Below are 24,907 nucleotides of genomic sequence, written 5' to 3'. Positions count from 1 at the left end.
CTACCAGGCACTCTAGAGGAGCGTCGATGGCTACTCTCGTCAAACACGTACTTCGGCGCAAGCCGGCTTTGCAGATAGACCAGGAGACCGGCGCAGATACCAACGGCGGTGAGCTGACCCGCAGTATCGGTTTGGCGCAGTTGTCCATGTTCGGCATCGGCGCCACGATTGGCACCGGCATCTTCTTCGTCCTCTCGCAGGCAGTCCCGGTTGCGGGTCCGGCAGTGATCATCTCCTTCGTTGTTGCCGGTGTCGTCGCGGGACTCACGGCGATCTGTTACGCGGAGTTGGCCGGAGCTGTCCCGGCGTCGGGCTCGTCGTATTCCTACGCTTACGCGACGCTCGGAGAGCTTCCGGCCATGGCCGTCGGCGCGTGTCTGCTTCTCGAGTACGGAGTCTCGGCCGCGGCGGTGTCCGTCGGATGGTCGCAGTATTTGAACCAGCTACTGGGCAACCTCTTCGGGTTCCAGATTCCCGACGCATTGTCACAAGCGCCCGAGCAGGGCGGCATCATCAATCTGCCCGCAGTGATCCTGGTGTGCCTGTGCGGTGTTCTGCTCATCCGCGGCGCCAGTGAATCGGCCAAGGCCAACGCCATCATGGTCTCGATCAAACTCGCAATTCTGCTGCTCTTCATCGTGGTCGGCATCGCCGGATGGAACAGCAATCACTTCGCCGACTTCGCACCGTTCGGATTCAGTGGCGTCATGTCCGCCGCCGGAATCATCTTCTTCTCGTACATCGGCCTCGACGCTGTGTCCACTGCCGGCGAAGAAGTGAAGAACCCTCGTCGCAATCTCCCCCTCGCGATCCTCATTGCGCTCGTGTCCGTCACCGCGATCTACATCGCCGTTGTCGCCGTCGCGATCGGTGCACAGGATTCCGCATCGTTCGAAGGTCAGGAAGCCGGACTGTCCGCGATCCTCGAACAGGTGACCGGATCTACCTGGCCGGGAACACTTCTGGCCGCCGGTGCGGTGATCTCGATCTGCAGCGTCACGCTCGTGGTCATCTACGGTCAGACCCGCATCCTGTTCGCGATGTCACGCGACGGCATGATTCCGTCGATCTTCCACAAGGTGAACCCGCGGACTCTGACGCCGGTGCCCAACACCATCATCGTCTGCGTCGTCATCAGCATTCTGGCCGGTTTCATTCCGATCAACTTCCTCGCCGAAATGACCAGCATCGGAACCCTGGTGGCGTTCCTCGTGGTTTCGGTCGGGGTCATCATCCTGCGGCGCAGTGACCCGGACCTGCCGCGCAGCTTCAAAGTTCCCGGCTATCCGGTGACACCGATCCTCTCGATCCTGGGCTGCCTGTGGATCATCAAGGACCTCCGAACCGTCACGATCTACGTGTTCCTCGTCTGGGTGACCGTCGCGATCATCTGGTACTTCGCCTACGGTATGAAGCACTCGCGCCTCGGTGCGAAGAACCGCGCCGAATTGGGATCGGAGTCCGAGTCATGACGCTGCTCGCGGGATACGCACCCGACGGTGACAGTTCCGGAACCGTCCATCTGGCAACGCTGTTGGCGCGCTCGTCCGGTGAACCGTTGGTGATCTGCGCGGTGATTCCCTCGCCGCCACCGCCCGGAATGGCGCGTGTCGACGCCGAATACCACCAGCAGTTGCGAGCCGAAGCCGAAGCGGCGCTGGCGAAAGCGCGGGCAGACATGCCCTCCGACGTCGATGTGACCTATGTCGTGCATGAGGCTCAGTCGACGTCGAGTGGCCTGCTCGATCTTGTTCACGAGCACGAAGCCAAGATGATCGTCCTGGATTCGTCCACAGCCGGGGTGTTCGGTCACGTGGCTCTCGGCAGTGTCACCTCCCGCTTGCTGCACAGCTCCGACGTTCCGGTCGCCCTGGCGCCGAGGGGATTTCGAACCAAGCCCGGTGAGGTGGTTCGCCGCGTCACCGCCGCCTACTCGGGCACACCAGATCAGGACGATCTGGTGCTCGCCGCCGCGACTGTGGCTGCGCGTGTCGATGCCGGACTCAGATTGGCGGCGTTTGCAGTTCGTGCGAACGCGCAGTACACGACCACGCTCGGGACCGAGGGGGATTCACCGATCATCTCTGAGTGGGCCGAGGTGGTCGAGCGTGAGACCAACGCTGCCTTCGAGCGCGTGCGTGCACTGCCCGAAACACCCGACGTCATGGAATCGGTTATCAGCCATGGTCGTAACTGGGCCGAGGCGCTCGAGGGCGTCGAGTGGGACCGAGGTGACGTTCTGACTGTCGGCTCGAGCAAGGCAGGTCCACTGGCGCGGGTGTTCCTCGGCAGTCGGGCGGCGAAGATCGTGCGGTACTCACCGGTTCCGGTGGTAGTGGTGCCGCGATCGGCGTCGACCCGAATAGTCGATCAGGCCGAAGCGGAATAGAGATCAGGGCCGACGAGCGGAGTGCTTGTCGGCCCTGATCTTTCAGACGGAGCGAGCGAAGAGCGCGGGCTCGGAGCCGGGAACCTGAGAGACCTGCTCTCGGGCAACCAGATGGCGAAGGTGAGCTGCACCTTCGGACAACGCCATCGTCTTTCCCATCGGGGAGATCTCGGCCCACGGCTTGTACCACTTCATCTTTGCCGCGACGTCCCACACGGTGAGCTTGTCGTCGGCGAACTCTTGCAGCAGGTGATCGAGTCGCTCCTGGTGATGCTCGATCAGCTCGCCGGCGCGGCCACCGACGTCGTCGATCGGAATGCCGTGAGCGCCGAGACCGCGGGTGATGTTCATGTTCTGCACGCGTGCGAGCGAGTGGAGGAAGTCGGCGAGGGCGTCTCGCCCGTCGAGTGGGTACACGAAATTGCCGACGTGTGGTGTGGTCTTCTGCAGAACGTGGTCGCCGGTGAACATGACGTCGGCGTCGTCGAGGTAGAAGCAGACGTGACCAGGCGTGTGGCCGGGGGTGTAGACAACGCGGAGGCCGCGGCCGGTGAGTGCGATGATCTCGTCGTCGACGAGAAGGCGGTCGGGAGCGGACTCGGGGCCCACCGGAGACTCGCCCGCGGCAGCCAGTCGGAAGGCATCACGGTCAGCTGCGGGCGCTCCGGCACGTTCCATGTTGTCGAGCTGGTACGCCATCCACTCCTCGTTACGCGCAGTGGCCATCTGATCGAACAGGTAGTGGTCGTCCTCGTGCATGGCGATCCAAGCGCCGGATGCCTCGCGGACCCGTCCGCACAGTCCGGTGTGGTCCGGATGGAAGTGCGTGACCACGACGCCCTCGATGTCGGTCACCGAATGCCCGATCTCGGCGAGCCCCGCGTTGAGGCCCTGCCAGCCGTTGTCGTCACCCCAGCCAGCGTCGACCAAGATCAGTCCGCCGGGGGATTCCATGGCGTAGACGAGCGTGTGCCCGAGCGGGTTGTCCGTGATCGGGACAGGAATCTGGAATATGCCATCACCGATGGCCGCCGCACCGTTCATAACAAGTACCTCTTAACGATAAGGGAACGCACTCTTAGTACTTCATGTTTACCGTGCGCTCGTTTGGTCGGTGACACAGGTCCTGCCTGGCGGGAGTTCGGCATGTTTTCGGGCGACTTCGGATCGGTGAGAGTTTTATCGACTGAATGGTCTCATTGAGTCGAAAGATCCTGCTGAATAGCGTATTTCGCGAATTCGTTGCGTTGGGCGCGTCCTCGGATGGCGGATCCGTCGAGCAGTCGCGCACTAGCCTCCGAGGGACAGGCGTGCTGTGTGGTTATCGAGAAAGACGGGTCATGCGTTTTCAGGTTCTGGACATCATTTTCAACCCACCCCATCCAGTGACCGGCGAGGAAGTTGCCCCGTCCGATCGGCTCAACCGCGTCGTCGAACTGGCGGTTCTCGCCGAAGAACTGGGTATCGATTCGTTCTCGGTGGGTGAGCGCCACGCCGGGCCGGTTCTTTCGTCGGCGCCAACCGTCGTTTTGGGGGCAATTGCGCAGGCCACAGACAGAATCCTGCTCTCGACTGGTGTCACCGTTCTGTCGCTACTGGACCCGATTCGAGTCGCCGAAGATTTCGGAACCATCGATCAGCTGAGCCGGGGACGCCTCGAGATCGTGATCGGCAAGGGCAACGAGGTCCTTCAGTACCCGCTCCTCGGGTTGGACATCGCCAAGCAGTACGAATACCTCACCGAGAACTACGAACTCCTCAAACTGCTGATCAGCGAGGAAAACGTCAAGTGGGTGGGGACTCACCGACCATCGCTCGAGGACGCGACGACGCTACCGCGTCCGTATGACGGCCCGTTCCGTATCTGGCATGGATCGGCTACCTCGTTCGAGGCCGTCGAACTCGCGGCGAAGTGGGGCGATCCCATCGTCACCGCCAACGCCTTCCAGCCTCGTGAGAACTACAAAGTGCTGATCGACCACTACCGCGAGCAGTACCTGGCGTACGGGCACGACCCGTCCAAGGCGTACGTCGGCTCGGGTTCGGGCGGATTGTTCCTCGCCGACACGACCGAACAGGCCATCGAAGAGTTCCGTCCGATCTACGAAGGCGCCGTTGCGCAGGCCGACAAACGCAAGCACGATCCCAAAGCCGTCGGAAAGTCGACGAGTTTCCGGACCATCGAGGAAGCCGTCGACCGCGGGCCGGCGTTGGTCGGGTCTTCGGAGCGGGTCGCCGAGAAGATAATCGATTACCACCAGAGCTACGGCCACGATTTCCAATCGGTGTCGGTCAATCACGTGCTCGACTTCGAGCAGCAGAAGGACACTCTGCGCCGCTTTGCGGACGAGGTTATCCCGCTGGTGAAGGCCGAACTGTCGACGACGCTGTGGACCTCGGCCGACAAAGATCGGGCGAAGGGTTTTACCGCCGTCGCCTGAGCCGTCAGATTTCGGTTGTGCCATTTGTGCTTCAGTTTGCGCGGCATATGGTCGTCTTCCTCCCGGGCGGAGGCAGTAAAGCCGCTTCGGATCAGGATTCTGTCTTCTACAGCAACACCGTGGATGAGGACGGCGCAGTCAAGCTCTCCGTCGGCAGTGCGAGTGATAGTGGGCCGAGTGTCCGCGTAGATTTCGATGCTCTACCTGCGGGTCGCCAACTTGCTGTCCCCGCAGCAGCAGTCGACGGCGACAATTCTTTCGGCGACTTAGGAGCAGTCTCAGTCGGTTTAGGGTCCCGACGGAAAACTTGCCATTTCTGTACTCGGCCTTGGACTGTCGAACGAACGATGGTTCTTGCCGATCTATCCGCCGCGCAGATGTTTGGCGCCGTCGGGCGGCAGGTCAGGGGCATAACCACGGACTTGGCGCTATTGCTGTCCCGGTTACGGTGTCGAGGTGGGCGACTGACCTCGATTTCGTTCTCTGAAAAGTGAAGTGAGATCCAGCCGCATTGCGGCGAGTGCGGGCCAGCCGAAACGACTCGGAGCTCGCCGATATACCGCCATGCGAAAATAGCCAGCTGCGACGCTCAGCGTCGAGGCCCTGGCGTTGACAGCGTGGCTCATACACTGACAACGCGTCGACTGAAGTTACGACAACGATGACAACTGCGGAGCCTTCAAGTACACCGAAACCTCGGCTCTCAAAGCGACAACCAGGCAGGTGCCGGTGGGTCTTGGTGAGCAAGCTGAGAGCAGTTCCGGAGCGGTCACGTTGCATCGAGTTGATTACCCGGTTACTTCCAGTGGCACCGCGAGCCGGATATAACCAGCCGGTATGGAATTCGCCGTCGCAGATCTCAAGGGGTGCCCGAGATTCAGTACGGATTTTCTGCATCGGCCTTCAGATCCGCCGCATCGGGCGCTGTCACATATACGTTCGGGAATGTTCAGGTTCGGATCGCACGATCCGACCCATTGTCACAGTTTATGCTTGTGGATGGTTTGCGATCCCCGATTACTTGATCGTTGACGTAGCCGCATGACGAATACCGCGACATACCCGCAAATAATCGCGAGGACCCCATTCGAGCGAAGCCGATCTCGATAATTGGCTGACCTAATGCTGTGGTCGCGAACGAAATTTGGCAAGCTGGTCGCGGAGGTGTCGGTCCTCCTCTGTACGGTATTGCGAAGTTAGCGCAGAGAATCCGTTCGAGATTTTCGGCGGTGCTCATCTTTTTCGAATCTTTGTAGCGAACAACAGTAGTGGTTTAGGTGATACCAGGGTTCGACCTTCGAGAGGGACATGGTTGTGAAGATTGTATTTCTGCACGGAATCGGTGACGGCGATCCGAAATCGAGTTGGCTCGAAGGTCTCGACCGCGGTCTCGAACAGGCCGGTTTCGGCGCGGTCAATCGGGATATGGTCATCGCACCTCACTACAGTTCGTTCCTCACAACAAACGGTATTGGTGCGAAGCTGCCCCCGGTGACGTACAAACCGCGCGACGACTCGGCCAGTCGCCGCGGCTTTGAGCGGCGCCAGGCGAGAGTCCAGCGGATTCTGGGTCTCGAGGGCGGGGTCCGTACCTTCGGTTTCCATCGTGTGCCCGGGCAGGTTCTCGCTCCACTGCAGCAGGCCGCGATCGGATCGCTATCACTCTTGGATCTGCAGCAAGTACGCAAGTACGTTCGGGAGGAACCGGTCCGCGGAGCGATCCTGCGGCACATCCTTGACCATCTGCCCACCTCTGGCGAGATCATTCTGATCGGCCACAGCCTGGGCAGCGTCATCGCGATCGATCTTCTCGACCACCTTCCTGAAAATGTCCATGTCCGCAGGTTCATCACCATCGGTAGCCCGGCGAATGTGCAGGCCGTTCACGACAGCAGCGAGCGATTGCTCAAGAAGTTTCCGTACGGCCGGGTCGATGACTGGTCGAACTTCCTCGATGTCGGCGACGTCGTCACCGGCGGCAGGGGGCTGGCGACCACCTTTCCCGGCGCCCAGGATTTCGTCATCGACAACGGCGCATCCCATGCCTCTGGGGCGTATCTCGGACATCGCGCCCTCGCCATGCTGGTTGCAGATCTTCTGTACCCCTCGAAGGAAATCGCCATCCGCACATCGGATATCGCGGTTCGTCTCAATGACAACGAGGCCTCGGTGTTGTTGATGCTGCACTACGCGCATGCGGTCCACCGCAACCTCAAAGACAAAGCGCTGGCCGAACGCTACCGACATGCACTCGACATCGTCCAGGACAACATCGTCGCTCAAATAGAGCAGGCCGCGTCAGTGAGTGGACAGCCCGTCGCAGTCGAACTACAGCAACTGAGCAATGGTCAATTGCCGATGATTCCGCATCGATGGGAGATCCACGAAGTGGTCGGCGAGTTGGTGGTGCTCGCGCTGACGAACATCATCGATCCGTATGAACTCGAAATTGGCAACGCCCCCCGCGACGCACTCGCCGACATCGCCGTCGAATTGGGGTTCGTGCGTCAGCTCGGAAAGACAGTGAGCACCGCCCTCGAAGACGTCCAGAAATGCTTGGACAGTCGCGGTGGCGTCCCCTGGGGCAGGGTAATTACAGCCGCAGTCGGTCTCGCCTTGGTCGCGGCCGGACCTGTCGGGCTTATGCTCGCAGCGCCGGCTGCCGCGGCAGGTGGCGCCGCTATCGTCGGCGGGCTTGCAGCATTCGGGCCGGGAGGGATGATCGGTGGTCTCGGAATGCTTGGTGGTTTGGCCGGAGCGGGCGCGGCGGTGGCCGCGGGCGCGGCGGTAGGCGGCGGTGCCCCCGATCAGCCGATCACGGATTCGACAACGTTGATCCTGCGGGTATCGACCGAGCATGCACGCAAGATGCTCGGCCTTCCTCATGACGAAGCGCTCTGGTACCAGTTGGCGGATGTGGAGACGAAACTCTCCGCCCGAATCAACCGCCTGACGGCGTTCAGCGATCCGAAGTCGGGGCAGTTGACTCAGCTGCAGGCAGCCAAGTCGACAATCACGAAACTGATGGCATTCATGCTCGATCGAGGATTGGCGCCGCGAGCCATCGAAGCAGCAACTGGAGAGAAGCCCTTGGCTGACATTGAAAAGGAACTCGTCGACTTCACAGCGCTGACGTAACGCGTTTCAGTGGCTGGTGAACGTCATTTAAGTCGCGAAGGTACTTGCCTCACTTACTAGTGATACGGAATTGACCACACTCTTGCTTCGATTACCGGCGGACAGGTTGCGGAGCCAGTGTCGGTCTGCGCAAAGATCAATGAAGCGCACTGGGCCATTGGTCAGTACGGATACGCAGTAACGCGCAACTCGCTTCCTCCTGTCAAGGCTCTCGATCGGTCAATCAGCGTCGGAACTAGTCGATACGCCGACCACTGTCACGAGTGCCGCCAACACAAAGGAGTGCTACCGAAAACTGGTGAACGCCGAATCCGAAGCGGGAAAGCTGGCTGCGCTCAACTTCTCGTTCGGGCGGTCGTTCGGGGGCTCGGTGCTGGCGCGATGTTGTCGATCACAGGCGAGAGAACTCGCAACTCCGTAACGAGTTTTCTCGTCTGCCGATTATCAATGTGAGCCGAATCGCTACCGCGTGAAGGCGGCACGATGCGGAGAATGCTAACGGCGATGATCGCCGGAGTTGCTCGTTCGACACAACAGCGTGCGGGAACGCACAGGAGACTGACATGAAGAGAGCGCTTATCCTCGCTGTTGGCGCATTGCTCTCGTCGTTCAGTCTTTCTGCTTGCGGCGGCCCAGGCACAGACTTGCCGTCGACAACCCCATCAAGCTCATCGTCAACAGCCGTCCCGGCAACTGAGTCCGTAGTACCTCCCCCAAGTGGCACACCCGAGGTCGCGCCGATCACCTTCGTATGCGGCGATCTCTCCCTCTACCAGTCAGGTACCGCGTTGTACTCCGATAACACCACTGGCTACGAGGCATCCTGCGACACCTATGTGCCTCCGGCAACTACACAAGCTTCGGAAAGGGTTCTACGGTACTGCGATTACCCGGGAACTGCGGTGTACACCGATGGCTCGTACTCCACGACCGATCCGGCCTGTGCGGAGATGCGTGCGGAGGCGAACACGAATCCCGGAGGTGGTTACCCATATGACCCTGACGAAGACCGGAACGGTGATGGTGTCGTAAACGGATACGAACGCTGCGGTGTTAAGTGTGGCAAAGAGCCGACCAGCGGTGATATCCAAACGCAGCACGGCTGCGAGCAGGGCTACATCACCGGACCTGCGTGCGAGCCGTACTCAGGCTGATCTTGGGGCGGCCTCGCCCGCAATCCCAGTCGTCTGGTTGGTACTGCGACATCTAGGGGGCGTTGCGTCGTTGAATTACGCCGACGAAAGTAGCTGTAGGCGAATGTTTTTCGCGATTCAGGCGCGTTCGGCGTCTAAATCGGCGACTGATATGAGCGATCGGCCAAGCCGCACAAAGGAATAGCAGGCCAACCCGTCGTGGTCTGTTGGATGAGTTCGCTGCCAGGCCGAAGGTCATTGCGCTGCACAGTCGCGAAACCGGCAGTGACGATCTTTCCGTCGTCGTTCCTGCCGCGCAGTCGATTTTCATTCGGTCGCTTTCGGTCGTCCCGTGGAGCGACGACAAACGTAAGCGTGCGCGAATCTCTGCAATCGCAGAGATGCACGCACGCAAAACTAGCCGTGAGTTTTGCTTACTTGCTGGGCGTCGAGGTGACCGCCCTGATGCTGAGCTCGCCGTCTGCTTCATCGCCGCACGCACAGTCACAGTCACCGCCGCAACCGCCGGGATTGCAGTCTCCGGCGTAGCTGTCGTCATCGGCGTCGCAGTCGAGGTCTCCGCCGAAGGATTCAGCAAAATCGTCGTCGAGTTCGTGAGTGAAGTCGTGAACCTCGTCGATCAGGTTCAGCAGATGCTGCGGAGCGAAGGGATCTGCGTCGAGCATCGTGGAGACCAGCAGGTGATCGCCGCTGAAAGCGAAGCGCAGGCGAGGCCATTCCTGCGCGAGTTCGATCAACCGAGTCGCAGCATGCGAGGGATTGCCGAGGCCGGTCAGGACCGAGGCCCAGACGTTGATCTGGGGTCCGTCATCCGCAACAGTTACGTAGACGACAAACCCGTGAACCGGCACGACAATGTCGCCGTCGTCATCGGTGGCAGGCTCACTGCCCAGTAGTTCGGCGAGAGTTTGAACGCACAGGCGAACCAATTCGTCGCGCTCGTCCGTCACCAAGGCAATTGCGCCGTTGATGTGGAGGGGCTGGTCGGCGGTCGTGTCTTGGTCGCTCATGGATCCTCATGTTCTGTGCCAGTCCGAGCAGGCGCTGGGCACTGTTTTCGTGCGGTAGCTGTCAGGTCTACGGTAATCGGCGCACACTATTGTCCGCGCAGTGGATGATCAAAGATGCCTGGGTAGGTCCGTGTTGATCTGGACTTGACAGCCGACCAGCGACAAGATGCGAGCCCCGACAAATCGGGCAACCTTGTGGCAGTGAGTATCTCGGCTGTCGGTAGGTAGATCTAGCCTCCATACATGACGGGTCAGCGAGTTCGGCGAGCTTCACATCTGCGTTTGGTACCTGCATATCAAGCGGCGCAAAGCCAGATGAAGGTCCTTACGCCGAGGCAGATGCGGAATCAGCGTCGACGGCCGGAGGTGGCGAACTTTGTCATGCGGATCGAACTCGATTGCATCACGCCGCCTATTTGGAGTCGGTTTTCGGTCCCGTCGAATATCGAACTGGACCAACTTCATTCGATTGTGCAGGCGGTGATGGGGTGGGGAGATCAACACGCTCATCAGTGGGTGAGTGTCCATCATTCAACGGACAATGGCCCAGATCGGTATATCGCGCCAGAGGTGATCGAGCGCGACGGATACCAGGAAGACGAGTTTGGTGAGGACGAAGTCCGGATCGACGAGGCAGTTACCGCGGTCGGGGAGTACGTCCGTTATGAGTACAACGCCCGCGCAAGGTGGAGTCACACGTTGGTTCTCGAGCAGATTGTCGAAGACCAGCCGATTTCTGAGCCATCCTGTCTCGACGGCGAGAGAGCGTGCCCGCCGGAGGATTCTGGCGGTCCGATCGGGTATCGCGAGTTCCTGAACGTGCAGGCGAGTACCGGACTGTTCGATCCCGAACGTTTTGTTCCCGCAGAGTCCAATGCAGCAGTCACCATTGCAGTGGCATTGCATAAATCACCGCCCGTGGAAAGCTCGCTGTTCGAGAATTTCTTGCGCCGCCTGTCGGTTCATTCCGCGCCGAAACTGTTTGCCGCAGTTGCCAAATCGGAGCTTCGTGGCGGATATGACAACTATTTCGAGGTGATGCGTGAGGGAGCAACCTGCCAACTGCTGTGGCTGCTGAACTCCGCGCGAGGTGGTGGGATTGTTTTGACGGCGTCCGGGGCACTTCCTTCGGACCATGTTGCGGCCGCCCGAGACGAACTCGATTGGGGCAGCGACTGGATCGGTGTCACGGCAGGGAGTGACTCGCAATTAGCAGTACTCGTTGAAGTCGCAAAGACACTGAGATTTGTCCGGAAACTCCGAGGCACATTGCTTCTGACTCGACTCGGCGCGTCAGTGCTTGCATATGAAGGCGAGCTGTGGCGTCACATCGTGTCGGCCATGCCGTTGGGAAAGGGTGAGATGGCGCAGGAAGCCGGCCGAATTCTGTTCCTTACGTTGGCTGCCGGCTTGTCGGAGTCCGAACGTAGTGAAGTGATGATCGAAGGCCTCACGGCATTGGGTTGGTCGACAACAGACGGAACACGACTCGGGGACGACGATTGGACGTGGATGGTGCGAGACACTCTCGTGTACCTGCGAATGATCGGGGCGATTGTCTCCAATCCGCTGGACCAGCATGTTTCCGCCGATCCCGAGTGGGGCCGACGGTTTGCCAGGATGGTCCTGTCGAAGTAGCTGAGCGATCGAATCGAGCATCGATTTCAATCGATGCGGAGTTGTTATATGCGCTGGAAGCGCACGATTTTACTGCGGCGGAAACATGAATATTTTCGGGTGGGAAAATATCGGAGTTTTTGTTCGAAATTGCCATTATGCTACGGTCGATTCTCAGTTGTTGAATTGCGTGGTCGAGCCAAAAGCTTGCGCAGAAGATTTATTTTGTGGAGGTTGGGTTTCCGAAAAGACGAAGTGCGTGTTGCTAGTCAATTGAATATGTGACCGGTGTTGGTATGGCGGTCGCTCCTAGGGCGTGCAGAAACGAAGCGCAAAGATCCTGAACAGGGGTTTTGCGCTTTGCTCTGCCGATTATGTGCGAAGGATGTGGCATGTGACGGGGTCCGACATGGTCCAGTTCAGTACCTTGGTAATTGTTTCACTGCTTGTTGCTTTTTATGGTGGAACATTTCTGATTTCTCTTCGTATTGGTAAGAAACAGGAAAATGCCGACGGTTTTATGACCGCCGGAAACAAATTAGGATTTGGTGTTTCGGCCGCGAGCATGACGGCCACCTGGATTTGGGCGTCGTCGATGTACGCATCTGCCACTTCTGGCTACACCTACGGAATCTCCGGCCCCATTCACTACGGTTTGTGGGGCGCGTTGATGATTCTCTTCATTTATCCGTTCGGCCAGCGAATTCGCAAAGTAGCGCCGAAAGCCCACACCCTGGCTGAGGTCATGTACGCGCGGCACGGACGCTCGAGTCAGCTGATGCTCGCGGGCTCCAATATCGTCGGCAGTCTCATCAGTTTGATGTCGAACTTCCTCGCTGGTGGTCTGCTGATCGCGTTGCTTTCGCCGTTCAACTTCATCCAGGGTGTGTTCATCGTTGCGCTGGGCGTTTTGCTGTACACGTTGTGGTCGGGCTTCCGCGCTTCGGTGTTGACCGACTTCGTTCAGCTGATCGGAATGCTCGGTGCGGTAGCGGTTTTATTGCCGTTCATCTTCTTTGCGGCAGGGTTCCCGGCAGCCTTCGAATCCGGGGCAGGCAACCTTACTGCTGAGCAGGGCAACTTCTTCTCGAGCGTTGCCTTCTTCGAGCAGGGCGCGCCGTACATCGCGGCAGTTCTTGCCTACGCAATCGGCAACCAGACCATTGCCCAACGTCTGTTCGCGGTCCGCGAAGACCTGATCAAGCCCACCTTCATCACCGCAACCGTCGGATACGGCGCAACGGTCATTGGTGTCGGAATGCTGGGTGTTCTCGCTCTGTACCTCGGAATCGAGCCGATGGATGGTGACGTCAACAACCTGATTCCGCAGATGGCCGCGTCGTACCTGCCCGGAATTTTGCTGGCCGTCTTCTTTGTCATGATCATCGGCGCGCTGTCATCGACGGCAGACTCGGACCTTGCTGCGCTCTCGTCCATCGTGATGACCGACGTTTACGGCCAAGCCGTCGCAGGCAAGGCCAATGCGAACCCTCGACGGATGCTGCTCATCGGCCGAGTAACGATGATAGTTGCCACGGCGGCGGCTATCTCCTTGGCAAGTCTGCAACTGAGCATTCTTGATCTGTTGGTGTTCGTCGGCGCGCTGTGGGGCGCGCTGGTGTTCCCGGTTATCGCGAGCTTCTATTGGGGAAAGGTCACCAACAAGGCCTTCACTGTGTCGGTTCTGGTGGCGCTTGCCGCCTTCTTGCCCGTCCGATTCAGTTGGGTGCCGATGGATGGGATGTTCGGGCTCTTCTCCGACATCGTTGCCGTTATCGGTATCGGAGTGGTGCTGGGACTCATGGTATTTGGATTCTTCGGTCTGAAGGTTGCGCAGATCGTCGGTGGCCTGGCGATCGTGCTGTCCGCGCCGTTCGCGATCGGCTTCCTGCACGATTACCCAACGCTCAGCGGATCTTTGGTGGCCTATGCCGTCAGTACCGTCGTGTGCTTTGCGATGTCCGTCAATCAGCGTGAGACGTTCGATTTCGAACTGATCAAGCAGCGGACGGGAGACTTCGACGATGACGAGCTTCCTGCCGTGGGAGCGTCCGGAAAGTAACCGTCGAGACAAGTGGAAGGAATACGAATGAGTACAGCTCTACTGACCATTTATGTTCTGATCTGGCCGGCGTTGGTCTTGGTCGTGCTGGGAGTCATCAGCAAGGGATTCTTCAAGGATTGGGCAACTGCTCGCCGCAACGGTGAGGATCTGGTCTAACTTTTCACGCCGCCACCGACGGACTTCTTGTCGGTGGCGGCGGTCATATTGCGTCGGACACTGGGGGCAGCGTTATAGTTGCCCAGTGCAACACGACGGAGCAATGGCGCTCACCGGTCCACCAGCCGTTCATGACGAGCTGGTGCACCTGACGCGGCAGTTGATGACGGGGGATCGGCATTCCGATGACCACCCGTCGATCGCCCAGCATTCGTTCCTCTCCTTCATCGGCCGCAATGACGGATGCAAGGCCACGGAGATCTCCGAAGTCTTCGGCGTCAACCGCTCGACCATCTCGCGTCAAGTGCGCGGGTGCATCGAGGCAGGCTGGGTATATGCCGATCCGGGATCCGTTCGTCAGGGCAATCCGCTGCACCTCACGGAGGCTGGCCGCAAATACCTCGACGCCGCCGACGCGCGTCGGCTCGACCAAGTCGCCGGCAGGCTGCACGATTGGACCGAGTCCGAGGTCGCAGACTTCGCCCGCGCACTCCACCGCTTCAGAATCAGCATCGAATCGCAGACCAACGGAGATGACACCCTGTGAGTGAGTACAGCGCCAAAGCCCAGTTCACCATCTCCGACAATGAGTCTGTGGTGCACACCGTCTTCACTCACGCCGAGCGCACGCCCGAACTGACGGTGTTCTCCCGCCCCAAGGGAGAGGGTTGGGTAGACGTCACAGCCAAAGAGTTCGCCGAGCAGGTCACCGGCGTCGCAAACGGTCTCATTGCAGCCGGGGTGCAGGCAGGCGACCGCGTCGCACTCCTCTCCGCGACCCGATACGAGTGGACGCTCTTCGACTTCGCCATCTGGGCTGCCGGCGCCGCTACCGTTCCGATCTACGACTCGTCGTCTCAGGGGCAGGTCAGCTGGATCCTCGAAGACTCCGAGGCCGTCATCGCGATCGTCGAAACCGGCGCGCACGAGCAGCTGTTCCAGGACGCGCCAAGCTCTCTCAAGGCCGTCATGCAGATCGACGACGGAGCAGTCGATAAGCTGACCGCACAGGGCGCCGACGTTGACGATACCGAGCTGAAGAAGCGACTCGCGGGCATCAAGGCCGACGATCTGGCGTCACTCGTCTACACCTCCGGCACCACAGGCCGTCCCAAGGGATGCATCCTCACGCATCGCAACTTCTTGTCCGAGGTGCGCGGGATTCTCACGGCATCGATCGGCAAGGTGGCGGTTCCGGGAAACCGAGTCCTGACCTTCCTGCCGCTCGCTCACGTACTGGCCCGCGCGGTGTCCCTTGCGACGTTCGAAGCTGGCGCTTCGCAGGCGCACTGGTCCGACTTTGCCACCATTACAACTCAATTCGAGCGGTACAAGCCCAACACCATCCTCGGTGTTCCGCGTGTATTCGAAAAAGTTCGTGACGGCGCAGCACGCAAGGCGGAGTCCGGTGGAAAGATTCCCGGCGCGATCTTCGCCTTCGCAGAAGCCACTGCAAAGGAGTACAGCCAGGCTCTCGACAAGGGCGGTCCCTCGCTGATCCTGAAGGTGAAGCACGCAGTGGCAGACAAGCTCGTGTACTCGAAACTTCGCGCGGCTCTCGGCGGCGAGTGCTGGTTCGCGATCTCCGGCGGCGGCGCCCTCACTCCTGAACTGGGGCACTTCTTCCGTGGGCTCGGAGTTCCGATCTACGAAGGCTATGGCCTCACCGAAACCACAGCAGCGCACTGCGTCAACGTCCCGGGTGCTCAGAAGATCGGAACCGTCGGACAGCCGATGGGCGGCAACGGGGTTCGCATCGCCGAGGATGGCGAGATCGAACTCAACGGTGGAGTCGTCTTCAAGGGATACTGGAAGAACGACAAGGCCACCGAAGAGACATTCGTCAACGGCTGGATGCGAACCGGTGATCTCGGTGAACTCGACAGCGAAGGTTACCTTTCCATCACCGGACGCAAGAAGGATCTTCTGGTGACGGCGGGCGGCAAGAACGTCTCGCCCGGCCCGATGGAAGACCGTATCCGTTCGCATTCCATCGTCTCGCAGGCAGTCGTCGTCGGCGACGGGAAGACCTACATCACGGCGTTGCTGACCGTCGACCCCGAGGTGTTCGAGAAGTGGAGGGCGGAGAACGGCAAGCCTTCTGGTGCCACCGTCGCCGAACTACGTGACGACAAGGACCTTCGAGCGGAGCTGCAGAAGGCCGTCGACGACGCCAATGCCGCTGTCTCACATGCAGAGTCGATCAAGAAGTTCGTCATTCTCGATCGCGATCTGACCGAGGAAGACGGTGAGATGACAGCGACGCTCAAGATCAAGCGCAATGTCGTCGTCGATCGGTTCTCGAAAGAGATCGAAGGAATGTACGCGAAGAGCTAGGCGCGTTTGGGGAACTGCTCGCGGTAAGCCATCACGTCGTCGAGGCGGAACCTGCGGTGGGTGCCGCGTAGTTCGATCGGGAGTTTCCCGGCGTCGGCGAGTTTGCGCACATACGTGTCCGAAACGCCGAGGATCTCTGCTGCCTGCGAGGTGGTGAGGAGCTCTGCGACTGGCCCGAGGGTGACGCTGTCCCCGGCAGCGAGGTAGGTCAGGAGCTGCACGACGGCGTCGCCGACCGACGGTGGAATCTCGATCCGGACGCCGTCGAACACCAGCGTGGTCGTGTCCGTCGAGGTTGCGGCTCTCTGGGTCAGGGCCGTTTTGATTCGCTCGGCAGCATCGCCGTCGACTGCGGAAACGATGTGGTCGATGCTCACGCGGTATATCTCCGATCGAAGGCAGTGTTTCGCAAGCATAGACAGCGACAGTGTCCGTCGGCACGCTGGCTAGCGCCGTGTGCGTTGCATTACATGAGTGCCGTGAGTGGAAAACTATTTACCCACGTAGATCGGAATTCGAAGGTTTTGGCGCCCAAAGATATTCGACTCGACGCATATGTAACTCACCAAATTTGGTGTACCCGCAAGTAACATCCTGAGCGTGGCTAGACGATCGGTAACGGTGAGATTCGACGTAGAGGAACTGAGGGCCCTAGAGACCCTCCAAGAGCTCACGGGCGCGGACATTTCCAGCGTCATTCGTGAAGCTGTGATCGAGCATGCTCGTCGATGTGTTGCACAGGGAAAGCCCCGCGACATCGCCGAGCGACGCAAATCGCTGACCTTGCAGGAAGCCTTCGCCAAGTACTCCGCGTTGTGCACCGACGAGGAGCGGGAAGCGTCGTAGCGACCGGTTGAGTTCACAGTGATTCTGACTGTGGCGCTGGGTAGTTCGTTCGAGGAATATTGCGGCAACAGAAGTGTTGCGTAGACCTCTGACAGGAGCTGGCCAGTGACGGACGTCCTCGAACTCTCCACCGATGTATTGGTGATCGGTGGTGGCCCCGCCGGCGCGTGGGCAGCGTTGCGCGCGGCCAAGGCCGGTGCAGACGTCGTCCTGGTCGACAAGGGCTACTGCGGAACGAGCGGCGCAACGGCCCCCTCCGGAACGGGTGTTTGGTACGTCGAACCGGATACGACTGCCCGTGAGCGGGCAAAGGCCGGTCGTGAGGCGCTCGGCGGATATCTTGCCGACCACCATTGGATGGACCGCGTCCTCGCGCAGACCTACTCCAACATGGATCTCCTCGCGGTGGAGGGCAGATATCCCTTCCCCGTCGACACCAGCACGGGCAAGCAGATACGCACCGGCTTGCAGGGGCCTGAGTACATGCGACGGATGCGCACCTGGATTCGTCGAGCCGGTGTGCGGATCCTCGATCATTCGCCGGCGCTGGAGCTGTTGGTGGACGGCGAAGGACGAGTTCGCGGAGCTGCGGGCTACCAACGCCACGAACACCAGGACTACCGAGTCTCGGCAGGCGCGGTAGTGGTCGCCAGCGGAGGTTGTGCGTTTCTGTCCGGTGCGTTGGGTACCAACGTCGATACCGGTGACGGTGCATTGATGGCAGCGGAAGTCGGAGCCGAGTTCTCCGGGATGGAGTTCTCGAACGCGTACGGAATCGCAGCGGCCGGATCGACGATCACCAAGACGGCTTACTACGCGTACGCGACGTTCTTCCATGCAGACGGAAGAGTGCTCGAAGGGGCCGGTTCGGCGAAGGGGAGGTCCGTCATCGCCAGCACGTTGCGTAACGAGCCCGTCTTCGCGCAGATCGATCGGGCCGACGCCGAGGTGCAGCGTCGAATGAGGCTGGGACAGCCCAACTTCTTCCTGCAATTCGATCGCCGCGGAATCGATCCCTTCACCGACAAATTCGAGGTCGGCATGCTCGCTGAAGGCACGGTGCGCGGCACTGGGGGAATCAACGTCGTCGACGACGATTGCGCGTCATCCGTTCCAGGACTGTTTGCCGCCGGGGACGCTGCAACCCGAGAGCGAATCTGCGGAGGGTTTACCGGCGGGGGAAGTCACAACGCAGCTTGGGCGATGTCTTCTGGTTCATGGGCGGGAACCGGTGCTGCGCGCTATGCGCTGTCGGCCGGACGCGGGTCTACCAGTGTCCTTCGCGGAGCCGGAACCGTCGGATTGCGTAATCCGGTACGTACCGGGTTTACTGCCGACGATGTGGTGAAAGCTGCTCAGGTGCAGCTGATTCCCTTCGACAAGAACTACCTCCGCAGCGGTGATCGAGTATCGGCAGCGCTCGGTGAGCTCGAATCGCTATGGGGTGCAGTGAGTGCGGATCTCGGTGCCGATCCTGCAGGCCGGATGGCAGCGAGGCAAGCGGCCGCGATCACGGCTGTCGGTCGGTGGATGTATCACTCGACGTTGGCGCGGACCGAGACTCGGGGAATGAGCAAGCGGGACGATTTTCCCGAACTCGATGTGACGCAGCACCATCACGTTCTCACCGGCGGTTTGGATTCGGTGTGGACCCGGACTTCCGAATCTGTCGGGTCTGCACTGGTGGCGTCATGATCGAGCTGGTTTCAGCGCCGGCATGCATCGGCTGCGACAAGTGCGTAGACGTCTGTCCCACAGATGTTTTCGACCGGATGCCGTCGGGCGTCCCGGTGATTGCGCGCCAATCGGATTGCCAGACCTGCTTCATGTGTGAGGCATACTGCCCGACTGATGCGCTATACGTGCATCCGCAATCCACACCGGTGGAAACGGCCGATGTGATCGAGGACGATCACATTGGCCGCTACCGAGAGAAAATCGGATGGGGCAAAGGGAGGGCACCCGGATCGCTGACTGCGGTGGGTCCCGAGGTGCCCCGTCCGGTCACGACCTGACGAGAATCTTGACCGCAGTGTCGTTGTGCTCGATCAGAGTGGTGAATCCTTCGGAGATCAACTCTTCGAGCTGAATACGACCTGTGATGAATGGCGCCAGATCGACGACACCGTCCTGGACCATCTTGATGACCGCTTCATGGTCACGGACGTACGCGATGGTTCCGCGTAGATCGATCTCCTTGAGGACCAGCTTCTGCATGTCGATGGTCGCGGGCTTGCCCCAAATCGACACGTTGACAACAACTCCAGCAGGCCTGACCGTGTCGAGCATGGTGTCGAGTACTGCGTTGACGCCTGCGCACTCGAAACCGATGTCTGCGCCGATGCCTCCGCTGAGTTCGAGGACGCGCGCTTTGACGTCTTCGGTGGTGGGATCGATGACGTAGTCGGCGACTCCACTGGAGAGGGCCTTGGCTTTGCGGGCTTCGCTGAGTTCGGTGACGATCGTCGTGACACCCAGACCCTTGAGGACTGCCGCAACGAGGAGTCCGATCGGTCCGGCTCCGCCTACGATGGCGACGTTGCCGCTTTCGGCACCACTGCGCACGACTGCGTGGTGGGCGACGCTCAACGGTTCGATGAGAGCTGCCTCGTCGAGCGGGATGTTGCCGATCTTGTGGATCCAGCGACGGTCGACGACGACCTTCTCGCTGAGTCCGCCACCACCGCCGGCCAAGCCGATGAACCCCATCTTCGTACACAGGTGGTAGTTGCCCGCCTTGCACGGGGCGCACTCGTTGCAGACGAAGTACGGCTCGACGACAACATTTTCGCCGACCTCGACGTCCGTGACACCTTCGCCGACCTCTTCGACGGTGCCGGAGAACTCGTGGCCCATCGTGACCGGCGCATTCTCGTGTGAGAGTGGATGCGGGTGTCCGGGTGCGGAGATGAAGATCGGTCCCTCGAGGTACTCGTGGAGATCGGTGCCGCAGATTCCGCACCATGCGACCTTCAGCTTGACTGTTCCTGGCCGCAATTCGGGCTCAGGGATCTCTTCGATCCGGATGTCTTTCTGCCCGTGGAACCGTGCTGCCTTCATTGATCCGCACCTCACTTCGTTGTGAATCCCCTGGTAGATCGACGCTAGGCCGATTATCGGCGTGGGTGAAGGGTTGCAACGGAATGCAATGGGGTGGAACCGATCGGTGCTGGCGAGCGTCCAATACTGTGAGCGGGCCGCGAACGAGGGGGAGTGCTGTGGGAGTGAGGGTTGCAGTGGTCCTGGTCGCGGCCGCGCTGTTGGTTGGGGGTTGTTCCTCGACGGTCGAGGGCGAGGCTTTCCCTGTCGATGTGATTGGGATGTTTGATCCGTGTGAGGTTCTCGGCAATGAGGAATTGGAGAGAGTCGGAGTTGACCCGGCAACAAAAGAGGTTGACATAGTCAACACCCATATCGATGGGTTCAATATATGCAAGTGGGAAGGATCTTGGTTCTTCCTCCGTCTGACTTCCACAACACACTCGCTTGCGGACGTCGAAGCAAATCCGGTGATGCGCGATCTACATCGAATTCAACTTGCCGGCCGAGAGGTCCTGATGTTCCAGGAACACAATGACAAGGCGGACACCGCGTGCAATATCGCCTTCGCGACTGCTCAGTCCACGGCGATGATTCGAGTGGGTGCGAAAGTCGGTGACCAGCGCCCCGAAACTTCGTGTGAACTGGTTGAGCGGGTAGGTCTGACCGTGTTACCGCTGCTTCCCGAATAACGCTCGGAAGAGATTCGACTCGTAGTGAATTGGAGTATGTGATGTCCGGTTTGTATCTGGAGAAGAGGGTCGCAGAGGATCTGGCGAAGGCGTGTGATGATCTAATTTCGCTGTTCAGGTCACTGTCGGACGATGCGAACTATCTCGGGCAAGTGGGAGGCTTCGGCACTCTCGGATCCGCCCGGGCACTGCAGGTTAAGTTCGAGGAAAAGGCGGTTGGCGGCCCGGATGCGCTCGTCGATGTGTTGGCGAGTCATATCGCGGTCGTGGAGGCAATGCAGGCTCAGTTTCAAGCCTGCATCGACAACGCATTGGATCAGGAGTCGTCGAACGCCTCGACTTTGAGGTCGATCGACCAACCGAACTGAGTCAGTGGATGTGTTGCTGCCAATCGGCTGGGACACGACCCTTAGGTCCCGGCGTCGGCTGATCTACGGGATGTGAAGTGGGCGCCGCCAATTCAGGTCCGTCGTACGCCTCGTTGGTTTCGAAGCTCCAGAACCAATCCTCACCGGGTTCGTAGCTTTGCATGAACGGATGCTTTGTCGAGGCCGCATGCTTGCTCGCGTGCTGTGACGGTGAGGAGTCGCAACACCCCACGTGACCGCATTGCGCGCATCGACGCAGGTGCACCCACCAACCGCCGCTCGCATCGCATTCGACGCATCCCGCGCCACTGGGCGGCACGCTCGGATCGATCCCCGCTGGAAGTCCGTCGGTCATGGTCCACCCTCTCGCTGACTGAAGTCGGTCATTTCATCGTGCGCTTTGCCTACCGGCCGTGCAAGGTGGCTAGTCGTCGCGTGTATCCCGCGGTGGGCCCGCGATGGGCAGCAAAACTCTGAACCGGGTGTTACCGGGCTCCGACGTGACCCGAAGCTCACCACGATGCTTGCCGACCACAATTCGCCACGAAATATCAAGGCCGAGACCGGTTCCCTCACCAACAGGCTTAGTCGTGAAGAAGGGTTCGAAGATCCTGTCGATGACGTCATCGGGAATCCCGGCGCCGGTGTCGCAGATCTCGATGCACACGCGGTCGCCATCGCGGCTTGTCCGAACGGTGAGTGTTCCCGATCCGTCCATGGCAGACACCGCATTGTCGATCAGGTTGGTCCACACCTGATTGAGTTCGGCGGCGTAGGCGTCGATCGGAGGCAACGCAAGGTCGTACTCCTTGACGACTTCGATTCCGCTTCCGATCTTTTGCCCCAACATGATCAACGTGCTGTCGAGCAATTCGTGGACATCGATGGTCTGGAAGGGCGCGCGGTCCATCTGAGAATACTGTTTAGCTGCACCGACGAGAGTTGAAATCCTCGTTGTGGAGTCGGCGATCTCGTTCATCAGGAGTTCGGATTCGATGGTGTAATTCAGCCAGCGAATTGCGCCTTCGAGTACGGACTCGTCAACGGCTGCAGCAACATTCTCGAGCCAAGCGGTGTCGAGACCAGCCTGCACGAAGGTCGGAGCCAGATCCCAACCCTCTCGAATCGAATGATCCTCGAACCATTCACCCAACGAATCCTCTCGATCCGAGGCTTCGAGGGGAGTGAGCGTCGGCGCCTTGGCGACAACCTCTGCAACTTCCTCTTGAAGTCGCATGAGAGTGACGAGGGCATCGCGGTCGTAGGTGCCCGACGCGACCATTCCCAGTTTGTGACGCATGCCTGCGACACGCTCGCGCAAAGAGGCTGTCGCTCGAACCGCTGCGGCTGCAGGGTTATTGAGCTCGTGAGTCAACCCGGCCGACAGTGATCCGAGTGCAAGGAGTCGCTCTCGCTGATCGATGATCTGCTGAGTGTTCTTCTTGCCGAAGAAAACACCTTCGAGCAGATGAACCGCCATCGGAAACCACTCGCGCATCGCGTTGCCGAATTTGTCGGCGTCCAGGACGAAAAACGTCGAAGGCGTCGTCACTCGCATCGACCCCGCGTAGACCTGCGGTACACGATCGCCGAGATACGCCGTCCAGCCTCCCGAGTAGACGCCGCGCTGGGTGGTCCTGTTGATCTCGATGTCTTCGCCGCCCGACAGCTTGGACAGCACCACCTCGCCCTCGATGAGGACGTAGAAGCAGGTGGCAGGCTCACCTTCGAGGTAGACCTGACCTCGATCGATCTCGGTGATATGGCCTGCCTGGCACAGTGATTCGAGCTGATCGTCGGTGAGCTTCTCGAACAGGAACAGGGTGCGAAGCAAGTCTGGGCTGCATTCAGGAATGGACATCGAATCTCCCTATTGTTGAGCGAGATAGCGGTGGACGAACATCACGGCCATCGCGCCCTCTCCGACGGCCGACGCGACGCGCTTGGCCGATTCGGCGTGTACGTCCCCGGCGACAAACACTCCGGGGACACTGGTTTCGAGATGATGTGGTGCGCGGTCCAGCGGCCACCCGTCCGGTGTGACGCCTTCGGACGGAAGGTCCGGGCCGGCAAGAACGAAGCCATTTCCGTCGCGGACCACCACGTCTCCGAGCCAGTCGGTCAGGGGAGCGGCACCGATGAAGATGAACAACCACTGAGCATCGACAGTGTCTTCTTCTCCGGTGGCTCTGTTACGCAGTGTGATTCGTTCGAGGTGATCGTCACCCTCAGCGCCGATTACCTCCGTGCACGTACGCACGGTGATCTTCGGATTCTTTTCGATCTGCTGAATCAGGTAGTAGGACATCGAGGCTTCGAGCGAGTTGCCGCGAATGAGAATGGTGACGGACCTAGCTCCGCGGGAGAGATAGACCGCAGCTTGGCCTGCCGAATTGGCGCCGCCGACTATGTACACATCCTGCTCGCTGCACCGTGCAGCTTCGGTGACGGCCGATCCGTAGTAAACCCCTCGGCCGGTGTATGTATCGAGTCCCGGCGCCGAAAGCTGGCGATAGGAAACACCGGTCGCCAAGATGACCGAATGGGCGTCGACCGACGAACCGTCGTCGAAACGCACTGTGCGGGCCGAGCCGTTGATTTCCAAACCGGTGACGTCTCGCGCGGTGATGACCTCGGCGCCGAACTTGGTTGCCTGGCGTCTTGCGCGATCAGCCAACTGTGCGCCGGAAACTCCGTCGGGGAAGCCGAGGTAGTTCTCGATTCGTGAACTCTGGCCGGCCTGACCGCCGGTCGCTCGCCGTTCGATGAGGACCGTCCGAAGTCCCTCCGAAGCGCCGTACAGAGCAGCGCCTAGACCCGCAGGGCCGCCGCCGATGACAACGAGATCGTAAAAGTCTTCGGAGAGAGTAGTACTCAACCCGAGTTTGTCGGCAAGTTCGGCGTCAGTGGGCTCGACGAGGACATCCCCATTGGATGCGATGACGACGGGAAGTCGCAGGTCGTCGGTACCGGCAGCGGAGAGCAGCCGTTGTCCTTCGGGTTCGTCCGACATGTACCAGCGATAGGCAAGTTGGTTGCGTGCCAAGAACTCTCGGACGTCGGATGATCGCTCGGACCAACGATGGCCGATCACCTTGGTTTCCTCGGCGGGGTGATGACTCGAACTTGCCCAGGCATCGAGCAGCGCATCGATGACGGGGTACAGCTTCTCTTCCGGCGGATCCCAAGGCTTGAGGAGGTAGTGGTCGAGGTCGACGACGTTGATGGCGTCGATCGCAGCATCGGTGTCGGCGTACGCGGTGAGGAGAACGCGACGAGCTACGGGATACAGGTCCATTGCCTGTTCGAGGAACTCGATTCCACTCAAACCGGGCATGCGGTAATCGGCGACGATCACAGCGACTGCATCGCCGCGAAGTTTCATTTCACGCAAGGTTTCGAGAGCCTGGTCGCCGGACTCCGCACGAATGATTCGGTACTTCTCTCCGTACCGTTTGCGAAGGTCTCGAACGACGGCACGCGAAACACCAGGATCGTCGTCGACGCTGAGGATCGCTGGTTTGGCCGGGGCTTTCGGTGCGCTCACTCGGTGCCTTCCCGAAGTCGTAGTCAACCTCTCCAGTATGCGACTGCTGAGCTGAGCGTCAATCGCTGAAGATGCGCTCTGAGTGAACCGGCGAACCTGAACTGGGAA

General features: G+C 60.0%; 21 protein-coding genes. 14 read left to right on the top strand and 7 right to left on the bottom strand.

Annotated features, from left to right (window positions below; all coding sequences use genetic code 11):
* Positions 1 to 26 precede the first annotated feature (26 nt).
* A complete protein-coding gene (locus AC1Q61_RS26385) occupies positions 27 to 1,472 on the top strand; it encodes an amino acid permease (RefSeq protein ID WP_007729264.1) in 1,446 nt (481 codons plus the stop codon).
* Positions 1,469 to 2,389: a universal stress protein gene (locus tag AC1Q61_RS26380; protein WP_007729266.1), complete on the top strand. Its 921-nt coding sequence runs from the start codon at positions 1,469 to 1,471 to the stop codon at positions 2,387 to 2,389. Before AC1Q61_RS26385 ends, AC1Q61_RS26380 begins: the two co-directional genes overlap by 4 nt.
* A gap of 42 nt (positions 2,390 to 2,431) precedes the next feature.
* Here the strand turns inward: AC1Q61_RS26380 and AC1Q61_RS26375 are convergent, their stop codons facing one another.
* Positions 2,432 to 3,433: an MBL fold metallo-hydrolase gene (locus AC1Q61_RS26375; protein WP_007729268.1), complete on the bottom strand. Its 1,002-nt coding sequence runs from the start codon at positions 3,431 to 3,433 to the stop codon at positions 2,432 to 2,434.
* Between the two features lie 296 nt (positions 3,434 to 3,729).
* Here AC1Q61_RS26375 and AC1Q61_RS26370 point away from each other — a divergent pair, with 296 nt between their 5' ends.
* Complete coding sequence (locus AC1Q61_RS26370; protein ID WP_042926072.1) at positions 3,730 to 4,830, top strand: LLM class flavin-dependent oxidoreductase; 1,101 nt, start codon at positions 3,730 to 3,732, stop codon at positions 4,828 to 4,830.
* A 1,314-nt stretch (positions 4,831 to 6,144) separates the two neighbouring features.
* On the top strand, positions 6,145 to 7,968 hold the full coding sequence (locus tag AC1Q61_RS26365) for a lipase family protein (protein ID WP_197494226.1): 1,824 nt from the start codon (positions 6,145 to 6,147) through the stop codon (positions 7,966 to 7,968).
* 1,567 nt (positions 7,969 to 9,535) lie between these two features.
* Here the strand turns inward: AC1Q61_RS26365 and AC1Q61_RS26360 are convergent.
* Entirely contained in the window at positions 9,536 to 10,132 is a 597-nt protein-coding gene (locus AC1Q61_RS26360) for a T3SS (YopN, CesT) and YbjN peptide-binding chaperone 1 (protein WP_215516008.1), read from the bottom strand.
* A 339-nt stretch (positions 10,133 to 10,471) separates the two neighbouring features.
* On the opposite strand from AC1Q61_RS26360, the gene AC1Q61_RS26355 reads away from it, so the two are divergent.
* From AC1Q61_RS26355 to AC1Q61_RS26335, 5 genes are all read left to right on the top strand, one after another.
* On the top strand, positions 10,472 to 11,770 hold the full coding sequence (locus AC1Q61_RS26355) for a plasmid pRiA4b ORF-3 family protein (RefSeq protein ID WP_308251916.1): 1,299 nt from the start codon (positions 10,472 to 10,474) through the stop codon (positions 11,768 to 11,770).
* A gap of 388 nt (positions 11,771 to 12,158) precedes the next feature.
* Complete coding sequence (locus tag AC1Q61_RS26350; RefSeq protein ID WP_252194522.1) at positions 12,159 to 13,811, top strand: sodium:solute symporter family protein; 1,653 nt, start codon at positions 12,159 to 12,161, stop codon at positions 13,809 to 13,811.
* Positions 13,812 to 13,838: 27 nt separating this feature from the next.
* Positions 13,839 to 13,970 carry a putative transporter small subunit gene (locus AC1Q61_RS26345; RefSeq protein WP_003941363.1) on the top strand — a complete coding sequence of 44 codons (132 nt, stop codon included), beginning with the start codon at positions 13,839 to 13,841 and terminating at the stop codon, positions 13,968 to 13,970.
* Between the two features lie 85 nt (positions 13,971 to 14,055).
* Positions 14,056 to 14,517: a MarR family winged helix-turn-helix transcriptional regulator gene (locus tag AC1Q61_RS26340; RefSeq protein ID WP_003941330.1), complete on the top strand. Its 462-nt coding sequence runs from the start codon at positions 14,056 to 14,058 to the stop codon at positions 14,515 to 14,517.
* On the top strand, positions 14,514 to 16,307 hold the full coding sequence (locus AC1Q61_RS26335) for an AMP-dependent synthetase/ligase (protein ID WP_042923106.1): 1,794 nt from the start codon (positions 14,514 to 14,516) through the stop codon (positions 16,305 to 16,307). Before AC1Q61_RS26340 ends, AC1Q61_RS26335 begins: the two co-directional genes overlap by 4 nt.
* Here AC1Q61_RS26335 and AC1Q61_RS26330 read toward each other — a convergent pair.
* Positions 16,304 to 16,684: a helix-turn-helix domain-containing protein gene (locus AC1Q61_RS26330; RefSeq protein WP_042923108.1), complete on the bottom strand. Its 381-nt coding sequence runs from the start codon at positions 16,682 to 16,684 to the stop codon at positions 16,304 to 16,306. The two genes, AC1Q61_RS26335 and AC1Q61_RS26330, sit on opposite strands and share 4 nt — an antisense overlap.
* Positions 16,685 to 16,907: 223 nt before the next feature.
* Between AC1Q61_RS26330 and AC1Q61_RS26325 the strand changes: the two genes are divergently transcribed.
* The 3 genes from AC1Q61_RS26325 (at position 16,908) to AC1Q61_RS26315 (ending at position 19,168) form a co-directional block, all read left to right on the top strand.
* The gene (locus tag AC1Q61_RS26325) at positions 16,908 to 17,153 is read left to right on the top strand and encodes a hypothetical protein (RefSeq protein ID WP_020908376.1); all 246 of its coding nucleotides are present in this window, start codon (positions 16,908 to 16,910) and stop codon (positions 17,151 to 17,153) included.
* 105 nt (positions 17,154 to 17,258) lie between these two features.
* Positions 17,259 to 18,848, top strand: coding sequence for an FAD-dependent oxidoreductase (locus AC1Q61_RS26320; RefSeq protein WP_042923110.1), 1,590 nt, complete (start codon positions 17,259 to 17,261; stop codon positions 18,846 to 18,848).
* Positions 18,845 to 19,168, top strand: coding sequence for a 4Fe-4S dicluster domain-containing protein (locus AC1Q61_RS26315; protein ID WP_042923112.1), 324 nt, complete (start codon positions 18,845 to 18,847; stop codon positions 19,166 to 19,168). Before AC1Q61_RS26320 ends, AC1Q61_RS26315 begins: the two co-directional genes overlap by 4 nt.
* Here the strand turns inward: AC1Q61_RS26315 and AC1Q61_RS26310 are convergent.
* Complete coding sequence (locus AC1Q61_RS26310; protein WP_003941279.1) at positions 19,158 to 20,213, bottom strand: 2,3-butanediol dehydrogenase; 1,056 nt, start codon at positions 20,211 to 20,213, stop codon at positions 19,158 to 19,160. The genes AC1Q61_RS26315 and AC1Q61_RS26310 overlap by 11 nt on opposite strands.
* 164 nt (positions 20,214 to 20,377) lie before the next feature.
* On the opposite strand from AC1Q61_RS26310, the gene AC1Q61_RS26305 reads away from it, so the two are divergent.
* Positions 20,378 to 20,884, top strand: a complete 507-nt coding sequence (locus tag AC1Q61_RS26305; protein ID WP_007726058.1) for a DUF3558 family protein — start codon at positions 20,378 to 20,380, stop codon at positions 20,882 to 20,884.
* A gap of 41 nt (positions 20,885 to 20,925) precedes the next feature.
* On the top strand, positions 20,926 to 21,252 hold the full coding sequence (locus AC1Q61_RS26300; RefSeq protein ID WP_030536816.1) for a hypothetical protein: 327 nt from the start codon (positions 20,926 to 20,928) through the stop codon (positions 21,250 to 21,252).
* Between the two features lies 1 nt (position 21,253).
* On the opposite strand, the gene AC1Q61_RS26295 is transcribed toward AC1Q61_RS26300, so the two are convergent.
* The 3 genes from AC1Q61_RS26295 to AC1Q61_RS26285 form a co-directional block, all read right to left on the bottom strand.
* Positions 21,254 to 21,607 (bottom strand): UBP-type zinc finger domain-containing protein, encoded by a 354-nt coding sequence (locus AC1Q61_RS26295; RefSeq protein WP_003941317.1) that lies wholly within the window; start codon positions 21,605 to 21,607, stop codon positions 21,254 to 21,256.
* A gap of 69 nt (positions 21,608 to 21,676) precedes the next feature.
* A complete protein-coding gene (locus AC1Q61_RS26290) occupies positions 21,677 to 23,113 on the bottom strand; it encodes an ATP-binding protein (protein ID WP_003941311.1) in 1,437 nt (478 codons plus the stop codon).
* Positions 23,114 to 23,122: 9 nt separating this feature from the next.
* Positions 23,123 to 24,799 (bottom strand): NAD(P)/FAD-dependent oxidoreductase, encoded by a 1,677-nt coding sequence (locus AC1Q61_RS26285; protein WP_042923114.1) that lies wholly within the window; start codon positions 24,797 to 24,799, stop codon positions 23,123 to 23,125.
* Positions 24,800 to 24,907 lie beyond the last annotated feature (108 nt).

Source organism: Rhodococcus sp. MPR-R1B (assembly GCF_058793255.1).
The sequence above is the reverse complement of the archived record's forward strand: the minus strand, read 5'-3'. Positions and strand labels throughout refer to the sequence as shown.